This window comes from Amycolatopsis sp. NBC_01480 (genome assembly GCF_036227205.1).
Lineage (GTDB): Bacteria > Actinomycetota > Actinomycetes > Mycobacteriales > Pseudonocardiaceae > Amycolatopsis.
Window position 1 is genome coordinate 3,147,089 of record NZ_CP109442.1, and the last position, 23,541, is coordinate 3,170,629.

Here is a 23,541-nt window from a genome sequence, read left to right on the forward strand (position 1 = left end):
CAGGGGGTCAGTTCGGGCTGATCCACTGCCCGGTGCCGGAGTCGATCTTCGCGACGCCGTTGAGCAGCTGGGTGCCGTCGCCGCCCCAGAGGTGGTCGCCCGCGGGGTCGGCGGGCGCCGCCGCGCCGTTGCCGCTGCCCTCTTCGGTCCACTGGCCGGCGCCGGTGTGGTCGAACGTGGTGGTGGTGCCGTCGGCGTCGATCTGCACCGCGATGTCGGCCTCGCCGTCGCCGTTGGTGTCGGTGAACGCGATCGTGCCGCCGGACTTGGTGTCGACGATCGCGGTGTCGTTGTGCCCGTCGTGGTTGGTGTCGATGGTGGCGACGCCGGCGTCGACCTCGCCGTCGGGCAGGTCGGCGTGGATGTGCCCGGTGGTCGAGTCGTCCTGGCCGGGGGAGCCGGTGCCGCCGGGGTGCCCGTCGCCGGACTCGACCCAGGAGCCGCTCGCCTCGTCGTACACGGCCTGGTCCACGACGTGGCCGGACGAGTCGAGCACCGCGTAGTGATCCGCGGTGCCGTCGTGGTCAGTGTCGATGAACGCCTGCGCGCTGCCGTCGTCGTGCTCGACGATCGCGGTGTCGGACACCCCGTCGTGGTCGCTGTCGAAGTTGACCTCGGCCTGGTACTCCTGGCCGTCGACGTGGACCGTCATCGCGTCGGTGCCGCTGGTGTCGGTGCCGCCACTCTCGTCGACCCACATGGGAAAAGCCCCCTTTTACGACCGGGTCTCACCGGCTGTTTTCGGCTGTCGAACTCCTACGACTCACGTTAGGCCGGTTCGGTTCCCGACCACAACCTGATCACGCCGTGGCCGGGGCCGCGTCACGCAGCGCGCGGATGCGGGTGAGCAGGGATTCGGCCCGGTCACGGCCCTCGGTGGCGTCGCGGAGCCGCTTGGCGACGACAGCGATCTTCTTCGCCCGCTCCTGCGCGCCCATCTTGATCGTCTTGTCGACCTCTTTCAGCTCGGCCTCGATCGACTCGATGCGCCGGGTGAGCGCCTCGTCGAGTGCCATGGACAGCTGCTGCTCCGCCTCGATGAGCTGTTCGGCGACGAGCTGGTCGAGCGTCGAGCGGGCGTCCGCGATGGCTTCGACCAGCCATTGCTTCATGTGCTGCTTGTCCGACGCGTGCTTGCGGGTGCGGGCCATCCACCAGCCCGCGCCGAGCCCGATGATGATCGTCGCGGGCAGCACCACCGGGTTGAGGATGGCGACGCCGGCCAGCGGGAGCGCGGCGATCTTGGCCCCGCCGACGCCGCCGGAGATGCCCATGAAAACGAGCAGTTTGTCCTCGGCCGTCGGCGGTTTCTTGTCCGGCGGGCGCAGCACCACGGGCGGACCGCCGGCCCGCGCGAACTGCGCGCGGATCACGTCCAGCTCCTCGGCGGAGAACAGCTCCGACAGCGCCACGTTCGTGACGTGGTTGAGGCGCTGGGAAAGCAGCATCGAGATCCGTTGCGAAGTCGTCTGCAACGCGATGTCCACCTGCTGCGGCAACGCGGCCAGCTCGTCGCGTTTCGCGCCCTCGATGCGCTGGCGGAAGTGCGTCTGCGCGTCCCGCATCTCGCGGCTGCTCTCGTGGCCGACCTCGACGCGGGTGCGCTGGACCTCGCCGCGCAGCTTGAGCTGCCAGCCCCGGGTCGACGTGCGACGCTCGGCCTGCAGCTGGTCACGGCGTTCGCGCAGCTGCTCCGCCTCGGCCTCGCCCGCGGACAGCGCGCGGCTCTCCGCCTGCAATTTCGCCTTGATCTCGCCGAGCGCGCTGGACAGCGCCCGCAGCGTGTTGGCCTCGGCGAGCATGGCCGAACGGCCGACCAGCAGCTCCTGCAACGCGACCTGCACCGTCGCGACGCCGGACTTCTCCCGCAGCATCGCGGCCACCTGCTCGTTCGGCGCCTTCGCGGCCGTCTCGAACACGCGCGCCGAAACGGGGTGGAAGACGGCGTCGGCGAACCGCGGCGCGTGCTGGGCCAGCAGCTGCTTGTCGGCCTCCAGGATCTCCCGCCAGCCGCGGAACATGTCCACCTTGGCCAGCACGAACAGCACGGTCTCGACGCGCTCGCCGACGTCGCGGAGGAACTGCAGCTCGGTGGAGGTGAACGGCGCCGACGCGTCGACCACGAACACCAGCGCGGTCGCGCCCGCCGCGGCCTCCTTGGCCAGCTCGCCGTGCAGCGAGTCCAGCCCGCCGACGCCCGGCGTGTCCACGACCGTCACGCGTTCCAGCAGCGGCACCGGGCCGCTGACCTCGACGTACCGCGGCGGGAGCTGGCCGGCCGGCAGCTCGTGCGTCGCCGAAACCCAGTTCACCAGCTCACGCAGGTCGATCGGCACGGACGCGAACTGGCCGGGGTAACAGGCCTGCGCGCCCCACGCCTCGGCGTGCTCGAACACCAGGTACGTGGCGGTGGCCACGTCAGCGTCCACAGGGGACAGTCCGGGGCTCGCGAGCAGGGCGTTGACCAGTGAGCTCTTGCCCCGGTTGGTCTCGCCGACCACCACGACGGACGGCTTCTTCGGCCGCGCCCTGCGGACCTCTTCGACCCACTTGGCAGCCTGCGGGTCGGCCTCGCGGACGACGGTGGTCAGCTGCTCACGCGCGGCCTGGACCTGCGCGGGCAAGGCGGGCGCGGTCATGGGACCCGCTTCGCGTACACGGTGACGATCGGCGCGCGCAGCAGACGCTCGTGATCGGCGAACCCGGTCACCTCGGTCTCGGCGACCACGCCGTCGAGCGCCGGGTCGTCGGTCGTGACCGCGCCGCCCGCCTCGTGCCGGGCCGGGTCGAAGCGCTCGCCGTCCGGGCGCAGCGCGTGCACGCCGATGCCGGCCAGTCCGTGCTCCAGCCGCTCGACCACCCCGCCGCTGCGGGCGCGGTCCAGCGCGTACAGGCACAGCTGGATGAGGGCCTGGCGGTCGGCCAGCGCTCGCTCGAGTTCGTCACTGGGGGCAGCTACGACGTCCACACCGGTGTTCGACGCGGCCTCCCCGGCCGGGGTTCCCTCGGCGACGGGGTCACCGTCGGGATCAACGCCTTTACTGCGAAACCAAGCCAAAACCCTCACCCCTGGTCGTCGGCCGAGCCGCCCGGACGGATTCCACCAGTCTGGGGCAGCGGGCCGCCACCCGGGGGCGGAACGGGGCAAAGGACCCGTTCCAGCAGCAGCCGCAACACCGCCTGCTCGTGCTCGGCGTCGAGGCCGGGGTCGAGGCTGGCCCGCGAGAGCAACGCGTCGACGAGCGCGAAGACCCAGTTGCCCGCGTCCTCGGGCGCCAGTACCGGTTCGAGCCGGCCGGCCTCGACCCCGCGGGCCACGAGCCCGGCGAGCCCGACGCGCATCCGTTCGTCGTTGGCCCGGATGAGCGCGGCGAACTCGGGATCCCGCGCGGCTTGGGCCGCTGCCTCGAGCACCAGCCGGACGATGCCGGGCACGACCAGCGGCTCGGCCAGCCGGTCGACCACCGACAGCACGGCCGCCCACGCGTCGTCCAGCTCGGCCGCGGCGGCGAGCAGCTCCTCGTTGTCCCGCGTGTCCTCGGTGAAGATGCCGACGAACACCGCGCGTTTGCTGGGGAAGTAGTGGAACAGGCTGCCCGAGCTGATCCCGGCCGCGCGGCAGATGGCCGCGGTGGAGGTCTTCTCGAAGCCTTCGAGCGCGAAGCAGCCCGCCGCCGCGTCGAGGATCGCGCGGCGCTTCGCGGCGTGCTTCGCCGGGTCGACCGTCCTCATCGCTCGGGTGGGGGCTCGTCGAGCCACGGGTGGCCGTGGCCGAGGAACGCCGCCGCCAGCTCGCCGCGGTCGAGGTCGGTGCTCTCGCGGGCGATCTCGTGCTCGCCGGCGCCGAGCAGCACGAGCTTCTTGCCGTCGAGGAAAACGGCCGTCAGCTCCGCGTCGATCCGGCGGCGCCGCCCGGCGCGCTCCAGCGTGACGCGGGTGGGCGAGACCGTGACGACCAGCCGGTCGCGTGCCCAGACCACAGCGAACGCCGTGCCCAGCACCAGGCCGACGGCGAGCGCGCCGAGCAGTTTCCACGGCTGGTCCGCGGTCGCGAGCAGCCGGAACGGCCCCTGCACCGGGAACCAGGCGAGCGAGGCCACCCAGCCGGACAGCGCCTGCACCAGCCAGCCGAGCAGCGCGCCGACGGCGGGGCAGACGATCCAGGACCCGCGGCGCACCCAGGTCGGCTCGTCGAGCACGGTCTCCATGGCCACCATTATTAGACCGCGTACTCGGTTTATCAAAACGCGCCCAGGAAGTCCCCAGGTGCAAGCGTTTGCGGGAAGCTCAGGCGAGTTCGCGGATCACGGCGCGCATGGCCGCTTCCAGGGCCGGCGGGTCCTCGGCGAAGCGGGACGAAACGAGGATCTGGTCCTCGGCCGTGCGGGTCCAGATCCGGCCCGCGACGGAGATCTCGATGACCGACAGCCGGAACGGGTGGGCGCGGCGGCCGAGGTGCACCTCGGTCTCGCGGACGAGCTGGCCCAGCCGGTCGCCGGCCAGAATGTGGCGGCGGTAGAAGCCGGGGGCGGACAGCGGCGCGCCGTTCCGGCCGTCTCGCAGCCCGGAGCCGCGCGCGGCGGCGAAGTGCCGCGATGCCGCTGTCGCGAAGTGCTGCACGGCGAGGTCGATCGCCGAGCCGTCGCCCGGCACGGGACGGCGCAAGCGGGTTCGCGGCACGCGGGGGCCGGTCTCGCCCCGTCCGCGCAACGCCGTCAGGAGGTCGGTCCACCAGCCGGACCACTGCGCCTGCACCTCGGCACGGTTGATCGCGGGCGGGATGTGCACCGGCACCGCCGGCTCCACCGGAGGCAGCACCTGGTCGTCGTCGACCGAGAGGGCGAGGACATCACGGAGGTAGAGCGCGAGGTCGATCTGGTGCTCGCTCCCCCAGGACGCCCGCCACGAAGTGGTGTTCTCCAGTTGCACGAAATCCACCCTACGCCGAAAACTGCGGGCGCTTCGGCGCCTGCGTTACTCGCGGATCTGTTGCCAGATCAGGAAATACGCCCGGTGGACGACGTGCGCGACCCGGCTCTGCGCGGGCGTCGCGCCGAACGAGGCGAAGGACCGCCACCAGCCCGCGCGCTCCAGCGCGTGCGCGGCGAGCTGCTGCCGCGGCGCGCCCGGAAGGCCGAGCTGGGCGCCGATGTCGGCGTTGCTGCCAACGCGCAGCACCTCCTCCGACAGGTCCTCGGGCATGTCGACAGCGCCGGAAGCGACCAGCGTCAACGCCTCCAGCAGCCGTAGCGCGTGCGCCTCCGGCTTGGCGAGCAGGACCTCGATCGCGTCGTGCACCCGTTGCCGCTCGCCCGCGTCGCCGGACGCGTGGGCCAGCGCGGTCACGGACGCGAGCGCGGCCGCGGCCTTGATCCCGTCGGCGCGCGCGGCAAAGACAATGGAGAGCCGTTGGCGCACGGCATCAAGACCGGACGCGTCGAGCAGCGTCCGCCGCAGCGCGCCCGCGGTGATGGCCGGCTCGGCGCGGATCGCTTCGACCGCGCGCCGGACGCCGAACAGGTCCAGCTTCTCCAGCAGCCGCAGCCGGACGCCGGAGGGGACGTCGCACTCCCAGCTGGTGAAGATGTCGGCCGAGATCAGCATCGTTTCGAGGATGTCGTCGTCCAGCGCGGAAAGCCGGCGCAGCGCCTCGGCGTCGGCGGAGGTGAAGCCGCCGGACTCCGCGGATTCGGCCATCAGGCCGATCACCGGCAGCACGTCGGCCACGCGCGGCTTCAGCGTGCTCGCCTGCTTTTCCGCGAGCATCGTCGCGGCCTTCCAGACGTCGCCGTCCGAACCCGCCACGGACTCGGCGACGATCGTGTCCGCCTTGTTCAGCACGGCGATCGCGTTGACCGGGCCCGCTTCGCGGCTCGCGGTGGCGGCGGTGAACGCGGCGAGCGCCTGCTGATCGTCCGCGCGCACGCCCTGCGTGACGACGTACAGCACGGCTTCCGCGCCCGCGACCGCGTTTCGCGAGGTGTCGTCCAGCTCGTTGGAATCCTCGTCGGCGCCGCTCTGCTTGGCCGCGCCCAGCAACAGCTCGGTGCGCGAGACGGACGCGGCGTCGAGCGAGCCGAGGCCCGGGGTGTCGATCACCGTCATGCCCTGCAGCACGGCGTTGGTCAGGTACGCCTCGAGGTGCGAGACCTCGGTGATGTCCACGCCCAGCTCGGCCGGGATCGACCCGTCGGCGGCGAACGGCAGCACCTGCTTGCGGCCGTCGGTGAACACCACCTCGACGCGGTCCACCGTGCCGTACTGGAACCGGGTGACCAGCCGGGTGCACTCGCCGACGTCGGTGGGCGCGACCCGGCGCCCGATCAGCGCGTTGACCAGCGTCGACTTGCCCGACTTGATCCGCCCGGCGACCGCCACCTGCAACGGTGCGCCGAGCCGGCGCAGCACCTCGGCGAACCCCGCGGCCGTGCGCGGGGAGACCTGCGACTGGAGCCGGTGGCACAGATTGGCCACCGACATCGACAGCGGGCCCGCGAGGCGCCCCTGCTCCGCCGCTGCCGTCACGGCCCCGGCCCCCTCCCGACTCGTCTGCTCAGCCCGCCGACGAAATCGTGCCATGCCGGTCATCCTCGGGTCGCACCGAAGGTGCTACCGGCGGCCGACGCGCCGGGGCCCCGCGCCGACTTAGGGTTGAAGCGTGCGAAGGCTGAGCTTGTGGATGCGTGCCCACCCGATGGCGGGGGACACGCTGCTCGCCGTGATCTTGGGCCTGCTCGACATCCTGCTCTTCCTGAGCGGTGCCGTGTCCCAGGAGGGCACCCGGACGCATCCGTGGTTCGTCGCGATCCCGATCGACGTGCTGATGGTGGCGCCGCTGGCGTTCCGCCGGAAGAGCCCGCTGTGGTCGGCCTACGCCGTCTTGCTGATCAGCATCGTGCACACCTCGCTCCTGCTCGGCGTCTCGAGCGTCGTGGCGCTGGCGATGAGCCTGTACTCGATCGTGGTGTACGTCGGGCGCAAGCAGGGGCTGCTCTACCTCGGCGCGCTCGTCGCGCTGAACACCGTGCAGACGCTCACCGACCAGAGCACCTCGTGGTTCGGCGAGACGTTGTTCACGCTCTTCGGCCTTGCGCTGTGCTGGACGCTCGGCGAGTTCGTCGGCGCTCGGCGGGCGTACGACGAAGAGGTGGAGGCGCGCCTGCACCTGCTCGAGACCGAGCGCGACCAGGCCACGCGGATCGCCGTCGCCGAGGAGCGGAGCCGGATCGCGCGCGAGCTGCACGACGTCGTCGCGCACTCGGTGAGCGTGATGGTGGTGCAGGCCGACGGCGCCTCGCTCGCCCTGCCCACGAATCCCGACCTGGCCGGACGGGCGCTGCAGACGATCTCCGAGACCGGCCGCGGCGCGCTGGGCGAGCTGAGACGGCTGCTCGACGTGCTGCGCAACGACGACGGGGACAGCGAGCCCCGCGTCCCGCAGCCGGACGCGAGCGCGCTGGCCGACCTGACCGAGCGGATGCGCGCGGCCGGCGTGCCGGTGGACCTGGAAGTGGACGACGACCTGGCCGACCTGCCCGCCGGCGTCTCGCTCGGGCTGTACCGGATCGTGCAGGAATCGCTGACGAACACACTCAAGCACGCGGGCACGGGCGCGCGCGCCGAGGTGCGCGTGCGCCGCGACGGCGAGACGGTGGAGGTGCTCGTGCGCGACGACGGCGCCGGGCGGGCAAGACAACTGGAAGGCGCCTCGGTGAACACCGGGCCGTCGAAGAAGACCCCGCGGCTGTCCGTCGCGGGCGGGAACGGTCTGATCGGGATGCGGGAGCGCGCACACGTGTACGGCGGAACGCTGGAGGTGGGCCCCGCGCCCGCCGGTGGGTGGCAGGTGCGGGCGGTACTGCCGGTCAGGTTGACGCCGTGATCCGGGTAGTGGTCGTCGACGACCAGGAGCTGATGCGCGTCGGGTTCCGGATGGTGCTCGGCGCGCAGGCCGACATCGACGTGGTGGGCGAGGCCGGCGACGGCGCGCAGGCCATCCGGCTGGCCGCCGAGCTGCGCCCGGACGTGGTGCTGATGGACGTGCGCATGCCCGTGCTCGACGGGGTGGAGGCGACGAAGCAGATCGTCGCGGCCGGCACCGCGCGGGTGCTGGTGATGACCACCTTCGACCTGGACGAGTACGTGTACGCGGCGCTGCAGGGCGGGGCGTCCGGGTTCCTGCTCAAGGACACGCAGCCGGACCACCTGGTCTCGGCCCTGCGCTCGGTGGCGTCGGGCGAAGCCGTGGTCTCGCCTTCGGTCACGCGCCGTCTGCTGGACCGCTTCGTCGGCACCGGTGGCTCGCCGGTCCGCGACGTCCGCGAGCTGGACGTGCTGACCGACCGCGAGCGCGAGGTCCTCGTGTTGATCGCGAAGGGCTTGTCGAATCTGGAAATCGCCGAGTCCCTGTTCCTTTCGGAAGCCACGGTGAAAACGCACGTCGGCCGTATTCTGGCGAAGCTCGACCTGCGCGACCGGGTGCAGGCCGTGGTGCTGGCCTACGAGACCGGGCTGGCCCGGCCGGGGCTCGGCTGAGCACATCTGCTCGTGAGTGTTCCGGACGGTTCTAACCCAATGCCGCGTAGCTTAGGTTGATCTTGCTTGTGGTGTTGGGTTTTCGGCGTGGCGGCGTGGCTTGTCCGGGTCGGGCTGTTCTGATCGTCGGTTATGAGTGCAGGTGGGACGGCCAGCCCGGATCAGGTGTCGGTGGGTGTGTTGGTGTCGGCGGTGCGTCGGGATGTGATCGATGCCGCCGTCGCGGGTTGCGGGGTCGGGGCGAAGCGTTCGGATGGGAAGCTTCCGCCGCATGTGGTGGCGTATTTGACGATGGCGCTGTGCTTGTTCACCGATGATGACTATGAAGAGGTCGCGACGAAGGTCACGGGGTCGTTGTCGCGGTTCGGGTGCTGGGACGCGTCGTGGACGGTCCCGACGGCCAGCGGCATCACCCAGGCCCGTAAACGGCTGGGGCCGAAGGTGATGGTCGAGGTGTTCGAGGGTGTCGCCGCAGCGGTGGCGACGTCGGATACGCGTGGCGCGTGGCTGCGAGGGTGGCGGTTGCTGGCGATCGACGGGTTCGAGGTCGATCTTCCTGACACTCCCGGCAACGCCGCCGAGTTCGGGTATGCCGGATCAGGTAAACATCGGTCGGCATACCCGAAAGCGCGGGTGGTGGCGCTGGCCGAGTGCGGCACGCACGCGTTCCTCGCCGCGGAGGTCGGCTCCTATGAGACCGGGGAGAAGACGCTGGCCCAGAGGCTCTACCCACGCCTGCGTGACGATGAACTGCTCACCGCCGACCGCAATTTCTATAGCTGGGAAGCGTGGGACACCGCCGCCGCGACCGGTGCGGCCTTGTTGTGGCGGGCACCGACCCAGCTCACCCTGCCGGTGGTCGCGGTCCTGCCCGACGGGAGTTATCTGACGGTCCTGATCAACCCGAAAGTGAGGGGAGCCGGCCGCCGCCGGCAGATCCTCGCCGCCGCCGAAGCCGGCACCGAGGCTCACCCCGATGAGGCGCATCTGGTCCGGGCCGTGGAATACGACGTGCCCGATCGCGAGGGCAACGGCACCGGAGAGTTGATCGTGCTGCTGTCGAGCATCACCGACCCCGCCGACGCGGCCGCCGGCGACCTCGCCGACGCCTATCACGAGCGGTGGGAGCAGGAAACCGCCAACGACCAGCTCAAAACTCACCTCCGCGGACCAGGGCGGATCCTGCGATCGAGGCTGCCTGAGCTGGTGCACCAGGAAATCTGGGCTTGGCTGACCGTGCACTACGCGCTCAGCGTGCTCATCGCCCGCGCGGCCGAAGCCGCGGACCTTGACCCCGACGGGATCAGCTACAGCCACGTCCTGCGCACCACCCGCCGCACCGCCACCGGCACGGCGGGCTTTTCCCCCTCAGGACTGGACTGACGCACTACCCGACATCCTGACCGAGATCACCCGACGACCCCTCCCACCACGACGGCACCGAACCTGCCCACGCGCGGTGAAACGGCTACGCCACAACGCCTACCGCGCCAAGACACACACCGAACCCGCCAGCACCCACCACCCCGGCCCGCCCACGATCAGACTACGCGGACTCACCCGCGCAGCCTGACCGAAACTAAGCTACGTGGCATTGGGTTCTAACCGTCATAAGCACTCACGAGCCCTTGGGGCTCAGGGGGATTTCAGGGTCGCCTCAGGGGTTTCACCGATCGTATGTCCACCGTAGACCCGATTGGGTACTACTCAAGTCGGGTGACTGGTTAGACCCACAGGATGACGCCAAGACCGGCCGCGCTGCGTCACGATAGTCGAGGCAAAAGCACCAGGTGAACGGCAATCGGCCGTTACAGAGGGAGCAGGGATGATCGAGGCATCAGGTCTCACCAAGCGCTACGGCAACACGGTCGCGGTGAACAACCTGTCGTTCGCAGTGGCCGCGGGGAAGGTCACCGGCTTCCTGGGTCCGAACGGCGCCGGCAAGTCCACCACCATGCGCATGATCCTGGGCCTGGACAACCCGACCTCGGGCCAGGTCCGGATCGGCGGCAAGCGCTACCACGAGCTGAAGGACCCGTTGCGGACCGTCGGCGCGCTGCTGGACGCGAAGTGGGTGCACCCGAACCGCTCCGCCCGCGCGCACCTGGCCTGGATGGCGAAGTCCAACCGGATCCCGACCACGCGGGTGGAAGAAGTACTCGACATCGTCGGCCTCACCACGGTCGCGGACAAGCGCGCCGGCGGGTTCTCGCTCGGCATGTCGCAGCGCCTGGGCATCGCCGCCGCGCTGCTGGGCGACCCCGAGGTGCTGCTGTTCGACGAGCCGGTGAACGGCCTGGACCCCGAGGGCATCCTCTGGATCCGCAAGTTCATGCACCGCTTGGCCGAAGAAGGCCGCACAGTTTTCGTCTCCAGCCACCTGCTTTCGGAGATGGCGCTGACCGCGAGCGACCTGATCGTGATCGGCAAGGGGCAGCTGATCGCGCAGTCCACCACGGAGGAATTCGTGGCGCGGGCCGCGGAAAACACCGTGAAGGTGCGTTCGCCGCAGCTTCCGGCGCTGCGCGAGCAGCTCGTCCGCGCCAGCGCCCAGGTGGCCGACTCCGGCAACGCGCTCATCGTGTCCGGAATGGACAGTGACAAGATCGGCGAGATCGCGGCGTCCGCGAACCTCGTGCTCCACGAGCTGAGCCCGCAGACGGGCTCGCTGGAGCAGGCCTTCATGCAGATCACCGGCGACTCCGTCGAGTACCACACCGGGCTCGAGGCCGAAGCGCAGCAAGCCGTCCAGCCCGCCGCCCGCTGACCCCTCATTCTCTTTAGGAATCGGACCATGACTCTGCTCGCGGTTGAACGCATCAAGCTCTTCACCACCCGCTCGCCGTGGTGGTGCGCCGCCATCGCCATCGTCCTGACCGCCGGCTTCTCCGCGCTCATCGCGAGCGCCTCGCCGGCCGGCGAGGACATCCTCGTGTCCACCACTCAGGCCGGCTCCCAGTTCGGCACCGCCGTGATCATGGTGCTGGCCGCGCTGTCGGTGACCACGGAGTACCGCTTCGGCACCATCCGCACCACCTTCCAGGCCGTGCCGCACCGCGGTTCGGTGCTCACCGCCAAGGCCACCGTCGTCGGGCTGCTCGCACTGGTGATCGGCGAGGTCGGCGCGTTCGGCGCCTGGGCACTGGGCTACGCCATCCGCCCGTCGGCCACGCTCGTGCTCGACAGCTCGGCCAAGTGGATCAACGTGGCCGGGGTCGGCGTGCTGTTCGCGCTGGCCGCGGTGATCGCGGTGGCCGTCGGCATCCTGATCCGGCACAGCGCCGGCGCCATCGCCCTGCTGCTGATCTACGTGCTGGCGGTGGAGAACCTGATCCAGCTGATCCCGACCGTCGGCCCGAAGATCCACGAGTGGCTGCCGTTCAACGTCGCCGACAAGTTCCTCCACGGCGCGGCCTCGGGACAGCAGGACCGCGCCTCGGACGTGGTGCTCTCGCAGGGCTGGTCGCTCGCCTACTTCGCCGCCTTCGCGGTGGTGCTGATGGCGATCGCCGTCGGAGTCGCGAAGAAGCGCGACGCATAGGACCCACCACTCAGTAGACCCACACAGGGAGGTTCGCACCCGCGCCAAGGCGGGGGCCGGGTACCGGTGCGAACAGGGGAAAAAGGGGATAAAGGAAAATCCGGGTCGCCACATTCGGGGGGCGACCCGGATTTCCTTCATGCCGGTAGAGTTCGCGCGAAGCGGGAGGGGAGCGCGCGTGCTCGAAACGAGAGGGCTCACGAAGTCCTACGGCGACACCATGGCGGTGAACGATCTGACGTTCACCGCCGAGACCGGCCGGGTGACCGGGTTCCTCGGCCCGAACGGCGCCGGCAAGTCCACCACGATGCGGCTGCTGCTCGGCCTGGACACCCCGACGGCGGGCACCGCGCACATCGACGGCCGCCCGTACCGGGAGCTGCGTGATCCACTCCGGACGGTCGGCGCGCTGCTCGACGCGACCTGGCGCCACCCCGGCCGCAGCGCGCGCTCGCACCTGCGCTGGCTCGCGGCCACCAACGGCCTGCCCGAGCGCCGCGCGGACGAGGTGCTGCAGCTGGTCGGGCTCGACTCGGTGGCCAAGAAGCGCGCGGGGGAGTTCTCCCTCGGCATGCTCCAGCGGCTCGGCATCGCGACCACGCTGCTCGGCGACCCGAAGGTGCTGCTGTTCGACGAGCCGGTGAACGGCCTCGACCCCGAGGGCGTGCACTGGATCCGGCAGCTGATGCACGCGCTCGCCGCCGAGGGCCGCACCGTGTTCGTGTCCAGCCACCTGCTGCCCGAGATGGAGCAGACGGCGCAGGACCTCGTGGTGATCGGCCGCGGCCGGTTGATCTACCAGGGCACGATGAAGGACTTCGTGGAGCGCGCCGGCTCCCGCGGCGTGCGCGTGCGCACCCCGCACGCCGAGGCCATGCGGACCGCGCTGCGCGAGCGCGGCGCGGAGTTCACCGAGGAGGGCAACGCGTTCGTTGTGTCCACCTTGGACAGTGACGCGCTGGGCGAGCTGGCCTTCACCGCCGGCGCCACCCTGCACGAGCTGAGCCCGCTCCTCGGCTCGCTGGAGCAGGCGTACCTGGAGCTGACCGGCGAGGCCACCGAGTTCACCACCGGGGGAGCACGATGAACGTCCTGCGCGCCGAGCGCATCAAGCTCTTCAGCACCCGCGCGCCGTGGTGGTGCAGCCTGCTCGCGGTGGCCGCACCGCTGGGCTTCACCCTGCTGTTCTTCCTGCTGACCGGCGCGGAGATCAGCGCGAACGTCGGCAACACCCAGCTCGCCACCGGCGTCGGGCGCACAGTCGCGCTGGTGCTGGCGGTGCTCGCGGCGACCTCGGACGCCAGCTGGGGCACACTGCGGCTGACCTTCCAGGCCGTGCCGAAGCGCGTGCCGGCGCTGCTGGCCAAGGGCACGGTGGTCTTCCTGCTGTGCGCGCTGCTCGGGCTGCTGGCCGGCGTCGGCTCGTGGGGCCTGGCCTCGCTGGCGCGCCCGGACGCGAACCTCGGGCTGCACTCGGCGGAGGACTGGCGGCTGGTGCTCGGCCAGACCGTGACCTTCGCGCTCACCGGCCTGCTCGGCGTCGGCGTCGGGCTGCTGTTGCGCAGCACCGCGCTCGCGCTGACGCTCGTGCTCGTCTGGACCCAGCTCGTGGAAGGGCTGGTGCTGCTGATCCCGAAGGTCGGCGACGACATCTACCAGTGGCTGCCGTTCTACGCGGCTTCGCAGTTCGCCGGTGGGGATTTCACGAGATCCGCACTCAATCTGTCCCCGCCCCTCGGACCGTGGGGTTATCTCGCGTATTTCGCCGCGATCTGCGTGGTGTTCTTCGCGGCCGGGGTGATCACCACGGATCGTCGGGACGCCTGAACACGCGGCCTGCACGTGCAATCTGCTTGTACAGCGGGCAAACGGATTAAGACCACGTTAAGAGGCTGTGGCTTCTCTCACAGGAAGCAGACATAATGTCAAAGTCCCCAGGATATTCGAAGTAGAGCGCGCATCCGTCTCAGCTCCCCGGAGGTGAACCTTGACGGTGGACGCTGGTCAGGGATTGAAGAGTCCCATCCCGTCGGCCCGCAACGAAGCGGCACCCCAACCGCGGCTCGAGCCCATGCTGGACCTTGAGTGGTCGCAGGCCATCGAGCTGCCGCGATTCGCCCTGCCGGCCGACCGGCCCGGTGATCTTCGCCAGGCGTGGGTGCACCGTGCGGCCGAAGACGTCGTACTGGCGCTGTACCGCAGAGCGAGCGGCCTCGAAGGCCCGCTGCCCGCCCCGTGGTGGCTGCGCGCCGTCGCGAGCGGCCGGCTCGAATCGCGGGAGCTGGGCTTCCGCATCGAGGACCGCATCGCCCAGCTGCTGACCCGGCGGCCGGGCTGGGAGTTCGTCCCGTGGGCCGCCGACGGCGAGTCCGGGTACTGGGAGTTCATGCCGTCCGAACGCGGCAAGTCGGGCCATTCCATCCCGACCACGGTGGTGAACACCGACCGCCACGACGGCTGGATCGACGTGCTGCCCGCGCATTCCGGCACCACGCCGGAGCCGATCCCGGTGGCCGGCCTGGCCGGTCTGCGCTCGCGGCTCGGGGAGTTCGAAGCGGTCCGTTAGCCCGCCCGTATCTTGGGCGGGTGGAGAACCAAGACCAGCCACGACTGCGCAGCGTGGTCAGTTACGTCAAACGCGGCGGCCGGATGACCGTCGGCCAGCAGCGCGCCTGGGACGAGCTCTGGCCGCGGCTGGGCCGGACGGTCACCGACCTGCCGCCGGGGCCGGTGGACTTCGGCACGTGGTTCGGCCGCGAAGCGCCGGTGCTGCTGGAGATCGGCTCGGGCATGGGCGAGACCACGTCGCAGCTCGCCGCCGCCGCGCCGGAGCTGAACTACGTGGCCGCCGAGGTGTACGAGCCGGGCCTCGGCCAGCTGATGCTGCGCGCGGAAAAGCTCGGGCTGGAAAACCTGCGGCTGATGCACGGCGACGCGGTGATCCTGCTGACCGAGCACGTCGAGCCGGGCACGCTCGAGGGCGTCCGGCTGTTCTTCCCCGATCCGTGGCCGAAGAAGAAGCACCACAAACGACGGATCGCGCAGCCCTCGTTCGTCGCGCTCGTCGCGTCGCGGCTCAAGCCCGGCGGCACCTTCCACCTGGCGACGGACTGGGAGAACTACGCCGAGCAGATGCTCGAGGTGTGCTCCGCCGAGCCCGCGCTGCGCAACCGGTACGCCGACGAGCCGGGTGGCTGGGCCCCGCGCCCGGATTGGCGGCCGGTGACCAAATTCGAGCAGCGCGCCGACGTCGAGGGCCGCGAGTCCCACGACCTGATCTTCGAGAAGCGCTGAGGGTTCTTGCCGAACGCCCCAATGTGGCGTTCGGTGCGCTCAACGCACCCAATGGCGCGTTCGGTGCGTGGAATCGGGGCTGGGCGCGGAGCGCCTCCGTTGAGAGTGGTGGTGGGGCAGGGCTGGAGCAACCAACGCCACATTGGGGCGCAAGCGCACCTCGCCACCACCGGTCTTCCGGAACGAGAGGAGGGCCGTCGCCGGGTTCCCCAACCCGGCGACGGCCCTCTCCCCTTTACCCCGCCTGCCCTCGGCCCCGAACCGTGACAGACCCCTTCCCCCGTATCCGCCCCGGCCCCGAACCGGCGACGGCCCCTTTACCCCCGCGCCCGTTCCGGCCCCCGAGCCGGACGGACGACGTCACCTACTCGTCGTCTCCTACTCGTCGGCCAGCGGCTCCGCCTGCACCCGCTTGAGCGCGGGGGTGCAGACCGAGGCCCCGAGCAGGGCCACCCCGACCCCGAGCACCACTGGGGCGAGGATCCACGGGCTGATCACCACGCTGCCCGGGCTGGCCATGCTGAACAGGCCCACCCCGACGAGGATGCCGACCACCCCGGCGCCGATCGTGGCGACCAGCGCGGGCAGCGCGGCCTCCATCCGCAGCGCCCGCGACAGCACCCGCACCGGCGTGCCCGCGGCGATCAGCGCGCCGAACGTCCGGCGCCGGTCCATCACCGAGCCCGCCGTGGCGACCGCGGCACTGCAGCCCGCGAGCACGCCCGCGGCGATCAGGCCGATCACGGTGACCCGGCGCAGATCGTCCAGCTGGGTCTGCTGGCCGGACAGGTGCTGGTCCAGGCTGCCGATGTCCACCCCGACCGCGGCGGCCGTCAGCGCGGTGCGCACGATCTCGCGGTTCGCGTCCGTGGTCGGCGCGATCACCGAGGTGTAGCTGGGCGTCACGCCGGCCGGCACCGAAGACGGGTCCAGCACGTACGAGCCGTCGGACTTGCTGTTCTGGTTGTACGCCTTCATCGGCACGTCGCCGAGCGGCTTGCCGGGGTCGGACCCGCCCGGCTCGCCGACCACGGAATAGCCGGCCGTGCTCATCTGGTACGGCGCGTACAGGCCGGTGCCCTCGGCGCAGTCGGCCGCGGTGATCCCGAGCCGGGTGAGCCGCGCGGCGTCCGCGCACGACATGACCAGTGCCCGTTCGAAATTCTGGTACCGGCCCGAGCCCTGCGTGAGGTAAACGCTGTCGACGGCGAGCGCGCGCTCCTGCTGGCCGTACCGGGCCAGCGCGGCGTTTGCCTTGTCCACCACCGTTTTCGCCTGGTTCGAGTTGACGTCGGCGTACAGCACGGAGTCGTTGTACTGCCGCCCGCCGCCGGCCAGGGAGTCGAACGAGGGCAGCAGCGTGAGCGCCATCGAGCCGGTGAACACCGCGAGCACGATCCCGGCCGAGGCGCGGTAGGCGCCCTTCGGGTCGTTGCGCAGCCGTCGTCCGGCCAGCAGCGACGAGGGGCGGCGCCAGACCCGGACGAACGTGCCGCCGACCGCCGACGTCACCCACGGGCCGACCACCATCGCCGAGGCCACCAGCAGGAACAGCCCGAACAGCACCATGCTGGGGCCGCTGCTGTTGTCCTTCGCGGTCACCACCGCGTACAGGAAGAACGCGCCCGCGACGGGCAGGGCGAGCAGCCGCCACCACCGCAGCGGCTTGACGCTGTGGCCGCCGGTGGCGAACAGCGGGTTGCGCAGCACGCGGCGCAGGCCCATCACCCCGGCCAGCACCACCAGCGCGGGAATCGCGACGACGATCAGCACCAGCAGCCCGACCGGCAGGCTGAAGTCCGAGGCCAGCCAGGTGCCGCCGGCCCACGGGACGAAGGTCGCCAAACCGTGCAGCGCCGGGCTGATCCCCAGCCCGAGCAGCGAGCCGATGCCGGCCGAGAGCACGGTCTCGGCCGCGACCATCGACGTCACCTGCCCCGGCGTCGCCCCGGCCAGCCGGATCGCGGCGAGCCGTCGTTCGCGCCGGGCCGCGGTGAGCCGCGCCGAGGACGCGACGAGCACCAGGCTCGGCACGAGCAGCACGATGATGCCGACCCAGGACAGCAGCGTCAGCAGACCGTCCGGCTGCGCCTTTTTCGTGGGGAAGCCGCTGGCCGGCCGCAGGTGCTGCCCGGCCAGCTCGTCCGGGGTGTGCCCGACGTACGCGACGAGCTGCTCCGGGTACCGCAGGGCCTGGTCGCCGAGCGCGGCGACCGGATGGCCGAACCGGTCGCCGAGCTGGTCGGCCGGCGTGGTGTTCAGCATCCGGCCCAGCGCGGGCGAAACGATCGCCTCGCCCGGCGCCGGCAGCTTCGGGATCCCGGGCGGCAGCTGCAGGCCCGCCGTGTTCCCGGTGACCGCCACGTCGACGCGGTCGATCTCCTGGCCGTTGAAGTAGTCCTTGGCGTCGCCGACCAGCATGACCGGCTGGCCGTCGGCGTTGTAGCGGTAGCCGGTCTGCCACTCGGCGCGCTGCTCACGCGCCTGCGTCGCGAACGGCAGCGAGGCGAGCAGGAGCACAAGCCCCGTCGCGACCGCGACGCCGACCGCGGTGAGGATCGCCGAGGTGCGGGTCCGCCGGTCGACACGGAGCACGCGCAGGGCGAGCTGGAGCGAATTCATGCCGCCAGCCTCGAGGCGATCAGGCCGTCGCGGATGGCCACGGTCTTGGGCATCGACTCGGCCAGCTCACGGTCGTGGGTCACGACCAGCACGGCCGCGCCGGACTCACGGGCGGCGCCGAGCAGCGCGTCCATGGTCTCGCGGCCGGTGCGGGTGTCGAGGGCGCCGGTCGGCTCGTCGGCGAAGATCACCTTCGGCCGGTGCGTGAGCGCCCGGGCGATCGCGACGCGCTGGGCCTCGCCGCCGGACAGTTCGCCGGGACGGCGGGCCTCCTTGCCGGCCAGGCCGAGGCGGGCCAGCCACTCGCGGCCGGCCTGGACCGACTCGCGCCGGCCCTTGCCCGCGAGCAGCGACGGCAGCGCGACGTTCTCCTCCGCCGTCAGCTCCGAGACGAGCATGCCGGACTGGAACACGAAGCCGAACTCGGTGCGCCGCAGCTCGCTGCGCTTCTTCTCGCCGAGCTGGTCGACGCGCTGGCCGGCCAGGTGGATCTCGCCGCCGTCGGCGCGCAGGATGCCGGCCAGCACGTGCAGCAGCGAGGTCTTGCCGGAGCCGGACGGGCCCACGATGGCGACCGCGTCGCCGGCCTGGATGTCGATGTCGACCCCGGCCAGTGCGTACTGCCCGCCGTACCGCTTCACCAGGCCCCGCCCCGAAAGCACCGGGCCGTTCGTCCACTGTGGATTGCTCATCCGGGAGTATCTCCTCGTAGCTGAGTAGCTGACGCGACTTCGTTGCGAAGAGCTTCACGGATCGGCCCGGGTGTCCACTTCGGGCAGACGGCCAGTCCGGCGGGCACCGGCATCGGCCGATCGGCCGATGCGGCTCGAACCACCTGGCCAAGGTGCGGGCGGCCCCGGATCCTCTACCGTTTCGCTGTGCCCGAAGCTCCGCCCCGCAGCCAAGCCCTCTACGCGCGCGCCACCGACCTGGTGCGCCGGCTCGGCATGCCCACGGTCGTACTGCTCTGCGCACTGGTTTTCGACCTGCTGTTCCTGACCAACGCGGCGCTCGACAACTCCGGCCCGCGGTTCGTGGACTTCGAGCTGCTGCCGGGCATTTTCGCGATGGTGGCCTGCGCGATGTGGGCCCGGCGGCGCGCGGCCGTCGCGGCGGCGGTCGGCGCGGCCGTGCTGATCTTCTTCACCTTCTTCATCCACTACCTGCGCACGCCGGCGTACTCGAGCGTGCTGCCGAACCTGGCCGTCACCGAGGTGGTGGCCGGGGTCGAGATGGTCTACTACGCCGCCCGCCGCGCCCGCCCCGGCGTCGCGTTCGCCGTGATCGCCGCCCTGGTGGTGGGCGCGCTGACCGCCGTCTTCGGCCGCTACCCGTACGGCGAGATGTCCAGCTCGACGACCATCCAGGGACTGCTGTTCGGGTTGCTGCTGCTCGTCGCGGCCGTGGTCATCGGCACCGCTGGGCGCACCCGCACCGGCCCCCGCGAGCAGCGGCTGCGCCGGATCCGCCGGCTCAACGAGCTGGTCCGGGGCCAGTGGCCGCTGATGGCGCTGCTCTCGTTCACGCTGCTGGTCGAGTTCGCCTTCACCTACAGCAGCGCGGTCCGGGGCTTCCCGATCCTGCTCTGCTCGATCGCGGCCGCGGTGATCGCCGTGCTCTCGCCGCGCCGTCCGGCCGACGCGATCCTCGGCGTGGCCGGCGTGCTGATGCTCTCCACCATGGTCACGCCGTTCCTCCGGGTGGGCTCGAGCTACGAGCTGCTGGGCGGGGTGGCCCCGGCCCAGGTGGTGGCCGGCATCGGCGTGGTGATCAACCTGGTCCGCGCGGTCCCGCTGGCGCGGGCGTGGCCGCGGATCGCGACGCTGTCCGCGGTGGTCGCCGTCGCGACGGTGGTGAACTCCGTCCGCACCACCCGCTACCGGCTGATGACCGACCCGCAGGTGCTGCTCTCGTTCGCCATCGCCGCGGCGCTGCTGCTGGGCATCGCGATCGCGATCGGCCTGTTCCTGCGCTCGCGCGACTCCGAGCGCAAGCAGGTCATGAAGTCCGCCGTCACCGACGCGCAGACGGCCGAGCGGATGGCTCTCGCGCGCGAGTTGCACGACGTGGTCGCCCACCACGTGACCGGCATCGTGGTGCAGGCGCAGGCCGCGCGGATGGTCGGGGAGAAGAGCCCGCAGCTCGCGGTCGACGCGATGGGCCGGATCGAGGACGCCGGGGTCGAGGCGCTCGCGGCGATGCGGCGGCTGGTCCGCAGCATGCGCGGGGACTCCCCGTCCGGCTCGTCCGAGTTCAGCGAGCAGGCCACCACCGACCTGGCCGCCGACCTGCAGCGCCTGGTCGAGAGCGGGAGCCACGGCGTGCCGACGTCGCTGCGCCTCGACCTGCCGCCGGACCTGCCGCACGAGGTCGGCCGCTCGGCGCTGCGGCTGATCCAGGAATCGCTGACGAACGTGGGCAAACACGCCGCCGGCGTCACCGAAGCACTGGTACTGGCCGAGGTCGTCGGCAAGGAACTGCACATCCGGGTGCTGGACGACGGACGCGAGCAGGTGGACCGGCCGGCCGGGGGATCGGGCGGCTACGGTCTGGTCGGCATGCGCGAGCGCGTCGCCCTGTTGCACGGGCGGCTCACCACGGGACGCGGGCCGGACGGCGGCTGGCGCGTCGAAGCGTGGCTGCCACTCGAGGCGAACGGGGATGAGGACGAGTGATCCGGGTACTGATCGCGGACGACCAGGAGATGGTGCGGATGGGCTTCCGCATGATCCTGGACGCCCAGGAGGACATCGAGGTGGTGGCGGACGTCGCCGACGGGGTGTCGGCGGTGTCCCGGGCCCGCGAGCTCCGGCCCGACGTCTGCCTGCTCGACATCCGCATGCCCGGCCTCGACGGGCTGGAGGTGACGCGCCAGCTCGCCGGCCCGGACGTGACCGACCCGCTGAAGGTCGTGGTCGTCACGACGTTCGACCTCGACGAGTACGTGCACACCGCGCTGCGCAACGGCGCGAGCGGCTTCCTGCTCAAGGACGCGGGCCCGGCGCTGCTGATCGAGGCGATCCGCGCGGCCGAGCGCGGTGACGCGCTGGTGTCGCCGCAGATCACCGTCCGGCTGCTGAAGCACTTCGACGGCGGGACCAAACGACGTGACATCGCGCCGCCGTCGGAACCGCTGACCGCCCGGGAGCTGGACGTGGTCAAGGCCGCGGCGCGGGGCCTGACCAACACCGAGATCGGCGCCGAGCTGTACCTCTCGCTCTCGACGGTGAAAACCCACCTGGCCTCGGTGCAGGGCAAGGTCGGCGCGCGCAACCGGGTGGAGATCGCCGCCTGGGCCTGGCGCAGCGGTGTGGTCGACTGAAGGCTCGTGAGTGTTTATGACGGTTCTAACCGTCATAAACACTCACGAGCCTTCTTGCCGAGGGTGAGTAGCCCGTCCGTAGTATCTCCGCATGTCCAGTCGTTTCCTCGCCCCCGTGGTCCTGCCCGCCGACCCCGCCTGCTCCCTGCTGCGCGACGCCGTCGTGGACGTCGACGACACCGGCCGGATCACGCACGTAGGACCGGAGTCCTCGGCGCCGGAATTCACCGGCGAGGTGATCCGGCTGAGCGGGATCCTGTTGCCGGGCTTGGTGAACACCCACGCGCACAGCCCGATGACGCTGCTGCGCGGGATGGGCGGCGACCTGCCGCTGCTGCGCTGGCTGAACGAGATCATCTGGCCGGCCGAGGCCAAGCTGCGCCCGGAGAACGTGCGCACCGGGATGCTGCTCGGCTCGGTGGAGATGCTGCGCCACGGCGTCACGACCAGCGCGGAGATGTACTTCGAGGGCGAGCAGCTGGTCGACGCGGTGCTCACCACCGGCGGCCGGGTGCTCGTCGCGCCGCCGGTGATGGAGCTGCCGGGCATGGACTGGCGCACGTCGCTGGCGGCGATCGACCGCTGGATCGACGCCGACGGCCTGCGGTTCGGCCCGGGCGAGCGGATCGAGCTGGGCTACGGCCCGCACTCGGCCTACATGCTGAACCCCGAGGGGCTGCGCGCCACCGCGGAATCGGCTGCCGCCCGCGGCGCGCTCGTGCAGATCCACGTGGCCGAGGCCGCGGCGGAGGATTTGGCGCAGCGCAAGGAATACGGCTCGGTGCCGAAGCTGCTCGACTCGCTGGGCCTGCTGAACGGGCGGACGCTCGCCGCGCACGCCATCCACCTGTCCGACGAGGACATCGCGCTGTTCGCCGCCCGTGGCACCGGCATGGCGCACTGCCCCGGCTCGAACGCGAAGCTGGCGTCCGGCATCGCGCGGATCAAGGAGCTGCGCGATGCGGGCGTCGCCGTCGGCCTCGGCACCGACGGCCCGGCCTCCAACGACGACATCGACCTGTGGGAGGAGCTGCAGCTCAGCGCGATGCTCGCGCGCCTGGCCACCGGCGACTCCACCGTGCTGACCGCCGCCGACGCCTTCCTGCTGGCCACCCGCGGCGGCGCGGAAGCGTTGGGCCGCAACGACATCGGCGTGCTGGAGCCGGGCCGCTGGGCCGACCTGGTGCACGTCGACCTGGACGACCCGGCCTTCGCCGCCGGCCTCGACGTGCCGGACGAGCAGCTGCTGTCCAACCTGGTCTGGGCCGCGGGCTCACGCCGGGTCCGCGACGTCTGGGTCGGGGGCGAGCAGGTGGTCGCCGACGCCGAGCCGACTCGCGTCGACCGCGCCAAGGTCCAGGCCGACGTCGCCGAGACCGCCGCTCGCCTGCGCGTCTGAGCCGCACCTCCCGCCGGTTCCGTCAAGGACTCCTTACCCGCGTCCGACGCTGGTAAGGAGTCCTTGACGGCTTTCAGCGGGGGCGGAGGACCAGCTCGGTCAGGTGGGCGTCCGGGCTGGCCGAAACGGCAGTCAGCACGGCGGTCGCGACGGAGTCCGGGCGGAGGTACTTCGCCGGGTCGTACTCGCCGCCCAGGTGCGCGACGACGCTCTGCTGCATCTCCGTGTCGGTGCGCCCCGGGTAGATCGAGGTGACCCGCAGGCCGCTGGGACCCTCCTCCTCGCGCAAGGTGTCGGCGAAGGCGCGCGCGGCGAATTTGCTTGCGGAGTAAGGACCCCAGCCCGCGCGGGCGTTGCGGCCGGCGCCGGAGTTGAGCACCACGACGTGCCCGCGGGCGGCCCGCAGCGCCGGCAGCAGCAGCCGGGTCAGCTCGGCCACCGCGACGACGTTGACCTCGAAGTTGGCGCGCCAGACGTCGGCGGGCGAGTCCGCGACCGAGCCCAGCTGCGCGGCGCCGGCGGAGTGGACGAGCACGTCCAGCTCGACGATCCGGCTGGTCGCCTCGGCCAGCGCGGCGGGGTCGGTGAGGTCGACGGGCCACGGCCGTGCGCCCGGCAGCTCGTCGGCCACCTTCGCGAGCGCCGCCTCGTCACGGCCGCCGAGCAGCAGCCGGTGGGTGGGCGCGAGCTGGTGGGCGATGGCGGCGCCGATGCCACGGGAAGCACCCGTGACCAGGGCGAGCGGAAGATCGGTCATACCGCCACCGTACTGTGCCAGTAGATACCAAACCGGCCGGAAGTAAGCAGTTCACGGAGCCCGTCGCCGCT

The 23,541-nt window shown here is 71.3% G+C and carries 22 protein-coding genes; 12 read left to right on the forward strand and 10 right to left on the reverse strand.

Annotated features, from left to right (window positions below; all coding sequences use genetic code 11):
• Nucleotides 1-7 precede the first annotated feature (7 nt).
• The 7 genes from OG371_RS14935 to OG371_RS14965 all read right to left on the reverse strand — a co-directional run bounded on the left by OG371_RS14935 (nt 8) and on the right by OG371_RS14965 (nt 6,480).
• The gene (locus OG371_RS14935) at nt 8-700 is read right to left on the reverse strand and encodes a hypothetical protein (RefSeq protein ID WP_329069601.1); all 693 of its coding nucleotides are present in this window, start codon (nt 698-700) and stop codon (nt 8-10) included.
• A 100-nt stretch (nt 701-800) separates the two neighbouring features.
• On the reverse strand, nt 801-2,639 hold the full coding sequence (locus OG371_RS14940) for a dynamin family protein (RefSeq protein WP_329069602.1): 1,839 nt from the start codon (nt 2,637-2,639) through the stop codon (nt 801-803).
• Nucleotides 2,636-3,058, reverse strand: coding sequence for a nucleotide exchange factor GrpE (gene grpE / locus OG371_RS14945; RefSeq protein ID WP_442876112.1), 423 nt, complete (start codon nt 3,056-3,058; stop codon nt 2,636-2,638). Before grpE ends, OG371_RS14940 begins: the two co-directional genes overlap by 4 nt.
• A gap of 5 nt (nt 3,059-3,063) precedes the next feature.
• Nucleotides 3,064-3,732, reverse strand: coding sequence for a TetR/AcrR family transcriptional regulator (locus OG371_RS14950; RefSeq protein WP_329069604.1), 669 nt, complete (start codon nt 3,730-3,732; stop codon nt 3,064-3,066).
• Nucleotides 3,729-4,208: a YqeB family protein gene (locus OG371_RS14955; protein WP_329069605.1), complete on the reverse strand. Its 480-nt coding sequence runs from the start codon at nt 4,206-4,208 to the stop codon at nt 3,729-3,731. The genes OG371_RS14950 and OG371_RS14955 overlap by 4 nt, the downstream gene beginning before the upstream one ends.
• 79 nt (nt 4,209-4,287) lie before the next feature.
• Nucleotides 4,288-4,929 (reverse strand): hypothetical protein, encoded by a 642-nt coding sequence (locus OG371_RS14960; protein ID WP_329069607.1) that lies wholly within the window; start codon nt 4,927-4,929, stop codon nt 4,288-4,290.
• Between the two features lie 45 nt (nt 4,930-4,974).
• Nucleotides 4,975-6,480 (reverse strand): dynamin family protein, encoded by a 1,506-nt coding sequence (locus OG371_RS14965; RefSeq protein WP_329073075.1) that lies wholly within the window; start codon nt 6,478-6,480, stop codon nt 4,975-4,977.
• 199 nt (nt 6,481-6,679) lie between these two features.
• Here OG371_RS14965 and OG371_RS14970 point away from each other — a divergent pair, with 199 nt between their 5' ends.
• From OG371_RS14970 to trmB, 9 genes are all read left to right on the forward strand, one after another.
• Entirely contained in the window at nt 6,680-7,882 is a 1,203-nt protein-coding gene (locus OG371_RS14970; RefSeq protein WP_442876159.1) for a sensor histidine kinase, read from the forward strand.
• Complete coding sequence (locus OG371_RS14975) at nt 7,879-8,535, forward strand: response regulator transcription factor (protein WP_329069609.1); 657 nt, start codon at nt 7,879-7,881, stop codon at nt 8,533-8,535. The genes OG371_RS14970 and OG371_RS14975 overlap by 4 nt, the downstream gene beginning before the upstream one ends.
• A gap of 132 nt (nt 8,536-8,667) precedes the next feature.
• Nucleotides 8,668-9,918, forward strand: coding sequence for an IS4 family transposase (locus tag OG371_RS14980; protein ID WP_329069611.1), 1,251 nt, complete (start codon nt 8,668-8,670; stop codon nt 9,916-9,918).
• A 442-nt stretch (nt 9,919-10,360) separates the two neighbouring features.
• Nucleotides 10,361-11,302, forward strand: coding sequence for an ABC transporter ATP-binding protein (locus tag OG371_RS14985; RefSeq protein WP_329069613.1), 942 nt, complete (start codon nt 10,361-10,363; stop codon nt 11,300-11,302).
• Nucleotides 11,303-11,329: 27 nt separating this feature from the next.
• Nucleotides 11,330-12,076, forward strand: a complete 747-nt coding sequence (locus tag OG371_RS14990) for an ABC transporter permease (protein ID WP_329069617.1) — start codon at nt 11,330-11,332, stop codon at nt 12,074-12,076.
• Nucleotides 12,077-12,215: 139 nt separating this feature from the next.
• On the forward strand, nt 12,216-13,163 hold the full coding sequence (locus OG371_RS14995; RefSeq protein WP_442876113.1) for an ABC transporter ATP-binding protein: 948 nt from the start codon (nt 12,216-12,218) through the stop codon (nt 13,161-13,163).
• Complete coding sequence (locus OG371_RS15000; RefSeq protein ID WP_091624672.1) at nt 13,160-13,903, forward strand: hypothetical protein; 744 nt, start codon at nt 13,160-13,162, stop codon at nt 13,901-13,903. Before OG371_RS14995 ends, OG371_RS15000 begins: the two co-directional genes overlap by 4 nt.
• Nucleotides 13,904-14,147: 244 nt before the next feature.
• Complete coding sequence (locus OG371_RS15005; protein WP_329069621.1) at nt 14,148-14,642, forward strand: hypothetical protein; 495 nt, start codon at nt 14,148-14,150, stop codon at nt 14,640-14,642.
• 20 nt (nt 14,643-14,662) lie between these two features.
• Nucleotides 14,663-15,370, forward strand: coding sequence for a tRNA (guanosine(46)-N7)-methyltransferase TrmB (gene trmB / locus OG371_RS15010; protein ID WP_329069623.1), 708 nt, complete (start codon nt 14,663-14,665; stop codon nt 15,368-15,370).
• Nucleotides 15,371-15,748: 378 nt separating this feature from the next.
• On the opposite strand, the gene OG371_RS15015 is transcribed toward trmB, so the two are convergent.
• Nucleotides 15,749-17,992: an ABC transporter permease gene (locus OG371_RS15015; protein WP_329069624.1), complete on the reverse strand. Its 2,244-nt coding sequence runs from the start codon at nt 17,990-17,992 to the stop codon at nt 15,749-15,751.
• Complete coding sequence (locus OG371_RS15020) at nt 17,989-18,684, reverse strand: ABC transporter ATP-binding protein (protein ID WP_329069626.1); 696 nt, start codon at nt 18,682-18,684, stop codon at nt 17,989-17,991. The genes OG371_RS15015 and OG371_RS15020 overlap by 4 nt, the downstream gene beginning before the upstream one ends.
• Nucleotides 18,685-18,870: 186 nt before the next feature.
• On the opposite strand from OG371_RS15020, the gene OG371_RS15025 reads away from it, so the two are divergent.
• The 3 genes from OG371_RS15025 (at nt 18,871) to OG371_RS15035 (ending at nt 22,713) form a co-directional block, all read left to right on the forward strand.
• Nucleotides 18,871-20,667, forward strand: a complete 1,797-nt coding sequence (locus OG371_RS15025; protein WP_329069628.1) for a sensor histidine kinase — start codon at nt 18,871-18,873, stop codon at nt 20,665-20,667.
• On the forward strand, nt 20,664-21,314 hold the full coding sequence (locus OG371_RS15030; RefSeq protein WP_329069630.1) for a response regulator transcription factor: 651 nt from the start codon (nt 20,664-20,666) through the stop codon (nt 21,312-21,314). The genes OG371_RS15025 and OG371_RS15030 overlap by 4 nt, the downstream gene beginning before the upstream one ends.
• Before the next feature lie 91 nt (nt 21,315-21,405).
• A complete protein-coding gene (locus OG371_RS15035) occupies nt 21,406-22,713 on the forward strand; it encodes an amidohydrolase family protein (RefSeq protein WP_329069632.1) in 1,308 nt (435 codons plus the stop codon).
• Between the two features lie 73 nt (nt 22,714-22,786).
• Here OG371_RS15035 and OG371_RS15040 read toward each other — a convergent pair whose 3' ends face one another.
• Nucleotides 22,787-23,470: an SDR family oxidoreductase gene (locus OG371_RS15040; protein WP_329069634.1), complete on the reverse strand. Its 684-nt coding sequence runs from the start codon at nt 23,468-23,470 to the stop codon at nt 22,787-22,789.
• Nucleotides 23,471-23,541: the final 71 nt, after the last annotated feature.

What these genes read in the sequence shown, in the direction of transcription:
- OG371_RS14935 (WP_329069601.1), bottom strand. Translation starts at nt 700, where the DNA reads ATGTGGGTCGACGAGAGTGGCGGCACCGACACCAGCGGCACCGACGCG.
- OG371_RS14940 (WP_329069602.1), bottom strand. Translation starts at nt 2,639, where the DNA reads ATGACCGCGCCCGCCTTGCCCGCGCAGGTCCAGGCCGCGCGTGAGCAG.
- OG371_RS14950 (WP_329069604.1), bottom strand. Translation starts at nt 3,732, where the DNA reads ATGAGGACGGTCGACCCGGCGAAGCACGCCGCGAAGCGCCGCGCGATC.
- OG371_RS14955 (WP_329069605.1), bottom strand. Translation starts at nt 4,208, where the DNA reads ATGGAGACCGTGCTCGACGAGCCGACCTGGGTGCGCCGCGGGTCCTGG.
- OG371_RS14965 (WP_329073075.1), bottom strand. Translation starts at nt 6,480, where the DNA reads ATGTCGGTGGCCAATCTGTGCCACCGGCTCCAGTCGCAGGTCTCCCCG.
- OG371_RS14970 (WP_442876159.1), top strand. Translation starts at nt 6,680, where the DNA reads ATGCGTGCCCACCCGATGGCGGGGGACACGCTGCTCGCCGTGATCTTG.
- OG371_RS14980 (WP_329069611.1), top strand. Translation starts at nt 8,668, where the DNA reads ATGAGTGCAGGTGGGACGGCCAGCCCGGATCAGGTGTCGGTGGGTGTG.
- OG371_RS14985 (WP_329069613.1), top strand. Translation starts at nt 10,361, where the DNA reads ATGATCGAGGCATCAGGTCTCACCAAGCGCTACGGCAACACGGTCGCG.
- OG371_RS14990 (WP_329069617.1), top strand. Translation starts at nt 11,330, where the DNA reads ATGACTCTGCTCGCGGTTGAACGCATCAAGCTCTTCACCACCCGCTCG.
- OG371_RS14995 (WP_442876113.1), top strand. Translation starts at nt 12,216, where the DNA reads ATGCCGGTAGAGTTCGCGCGAAGCGGGAGGGGAGCGCGCGTGCTCGAA.
- OG371_RS15000 (WP_091624672.1), top strand. Translation starts at nt 13,160, where the DNA reads ATGAACGTCCTGCGCGCCGAGCGCATCAAGCTCTTCAGCACCCGCGCG.
- OG371_RS15005 (WP_329069621.1), top strand. Translation starts at nt 14,148, where the DNA reads ATGCTGGACCTTGAGTGGTCGCAGGCCATCGAGCTGCCGCGATTCGCC.
- OG371_RS15015 (WP_329069624.1), bottom strand. Translation starts at nt 17,992, where the DNA reads ATGAATTCGCTCCAGCTCGCCCTGCGCGTGCTCCGTGTCGACCGGCGG.
- OG371_RS15020 (WP_329069626.1), bottom strand. Translation starts at nt 18,684, where the DNA reads ATGAGCAATCCACAGTGGACGAACGGCCCGGTGCTTTCGGGGCGGGGC.
- OG371_RS15035 (WP_329069632.1), top strand. Translation starts at nt 21,406, where the DNA reads ATGTCCAGTCGTTTCCTCGCCCCCGTGGTCCTGCCCGCCGACCCCGCC.
- OG371_RS15040 (WP_329069634.1), bottom strand. Translation starts at nt 23,470, where the DNA reads ATGACCGATCTTCCGCTCGCCCTGGTCACGGGTGCTTCCCGTGGCATC.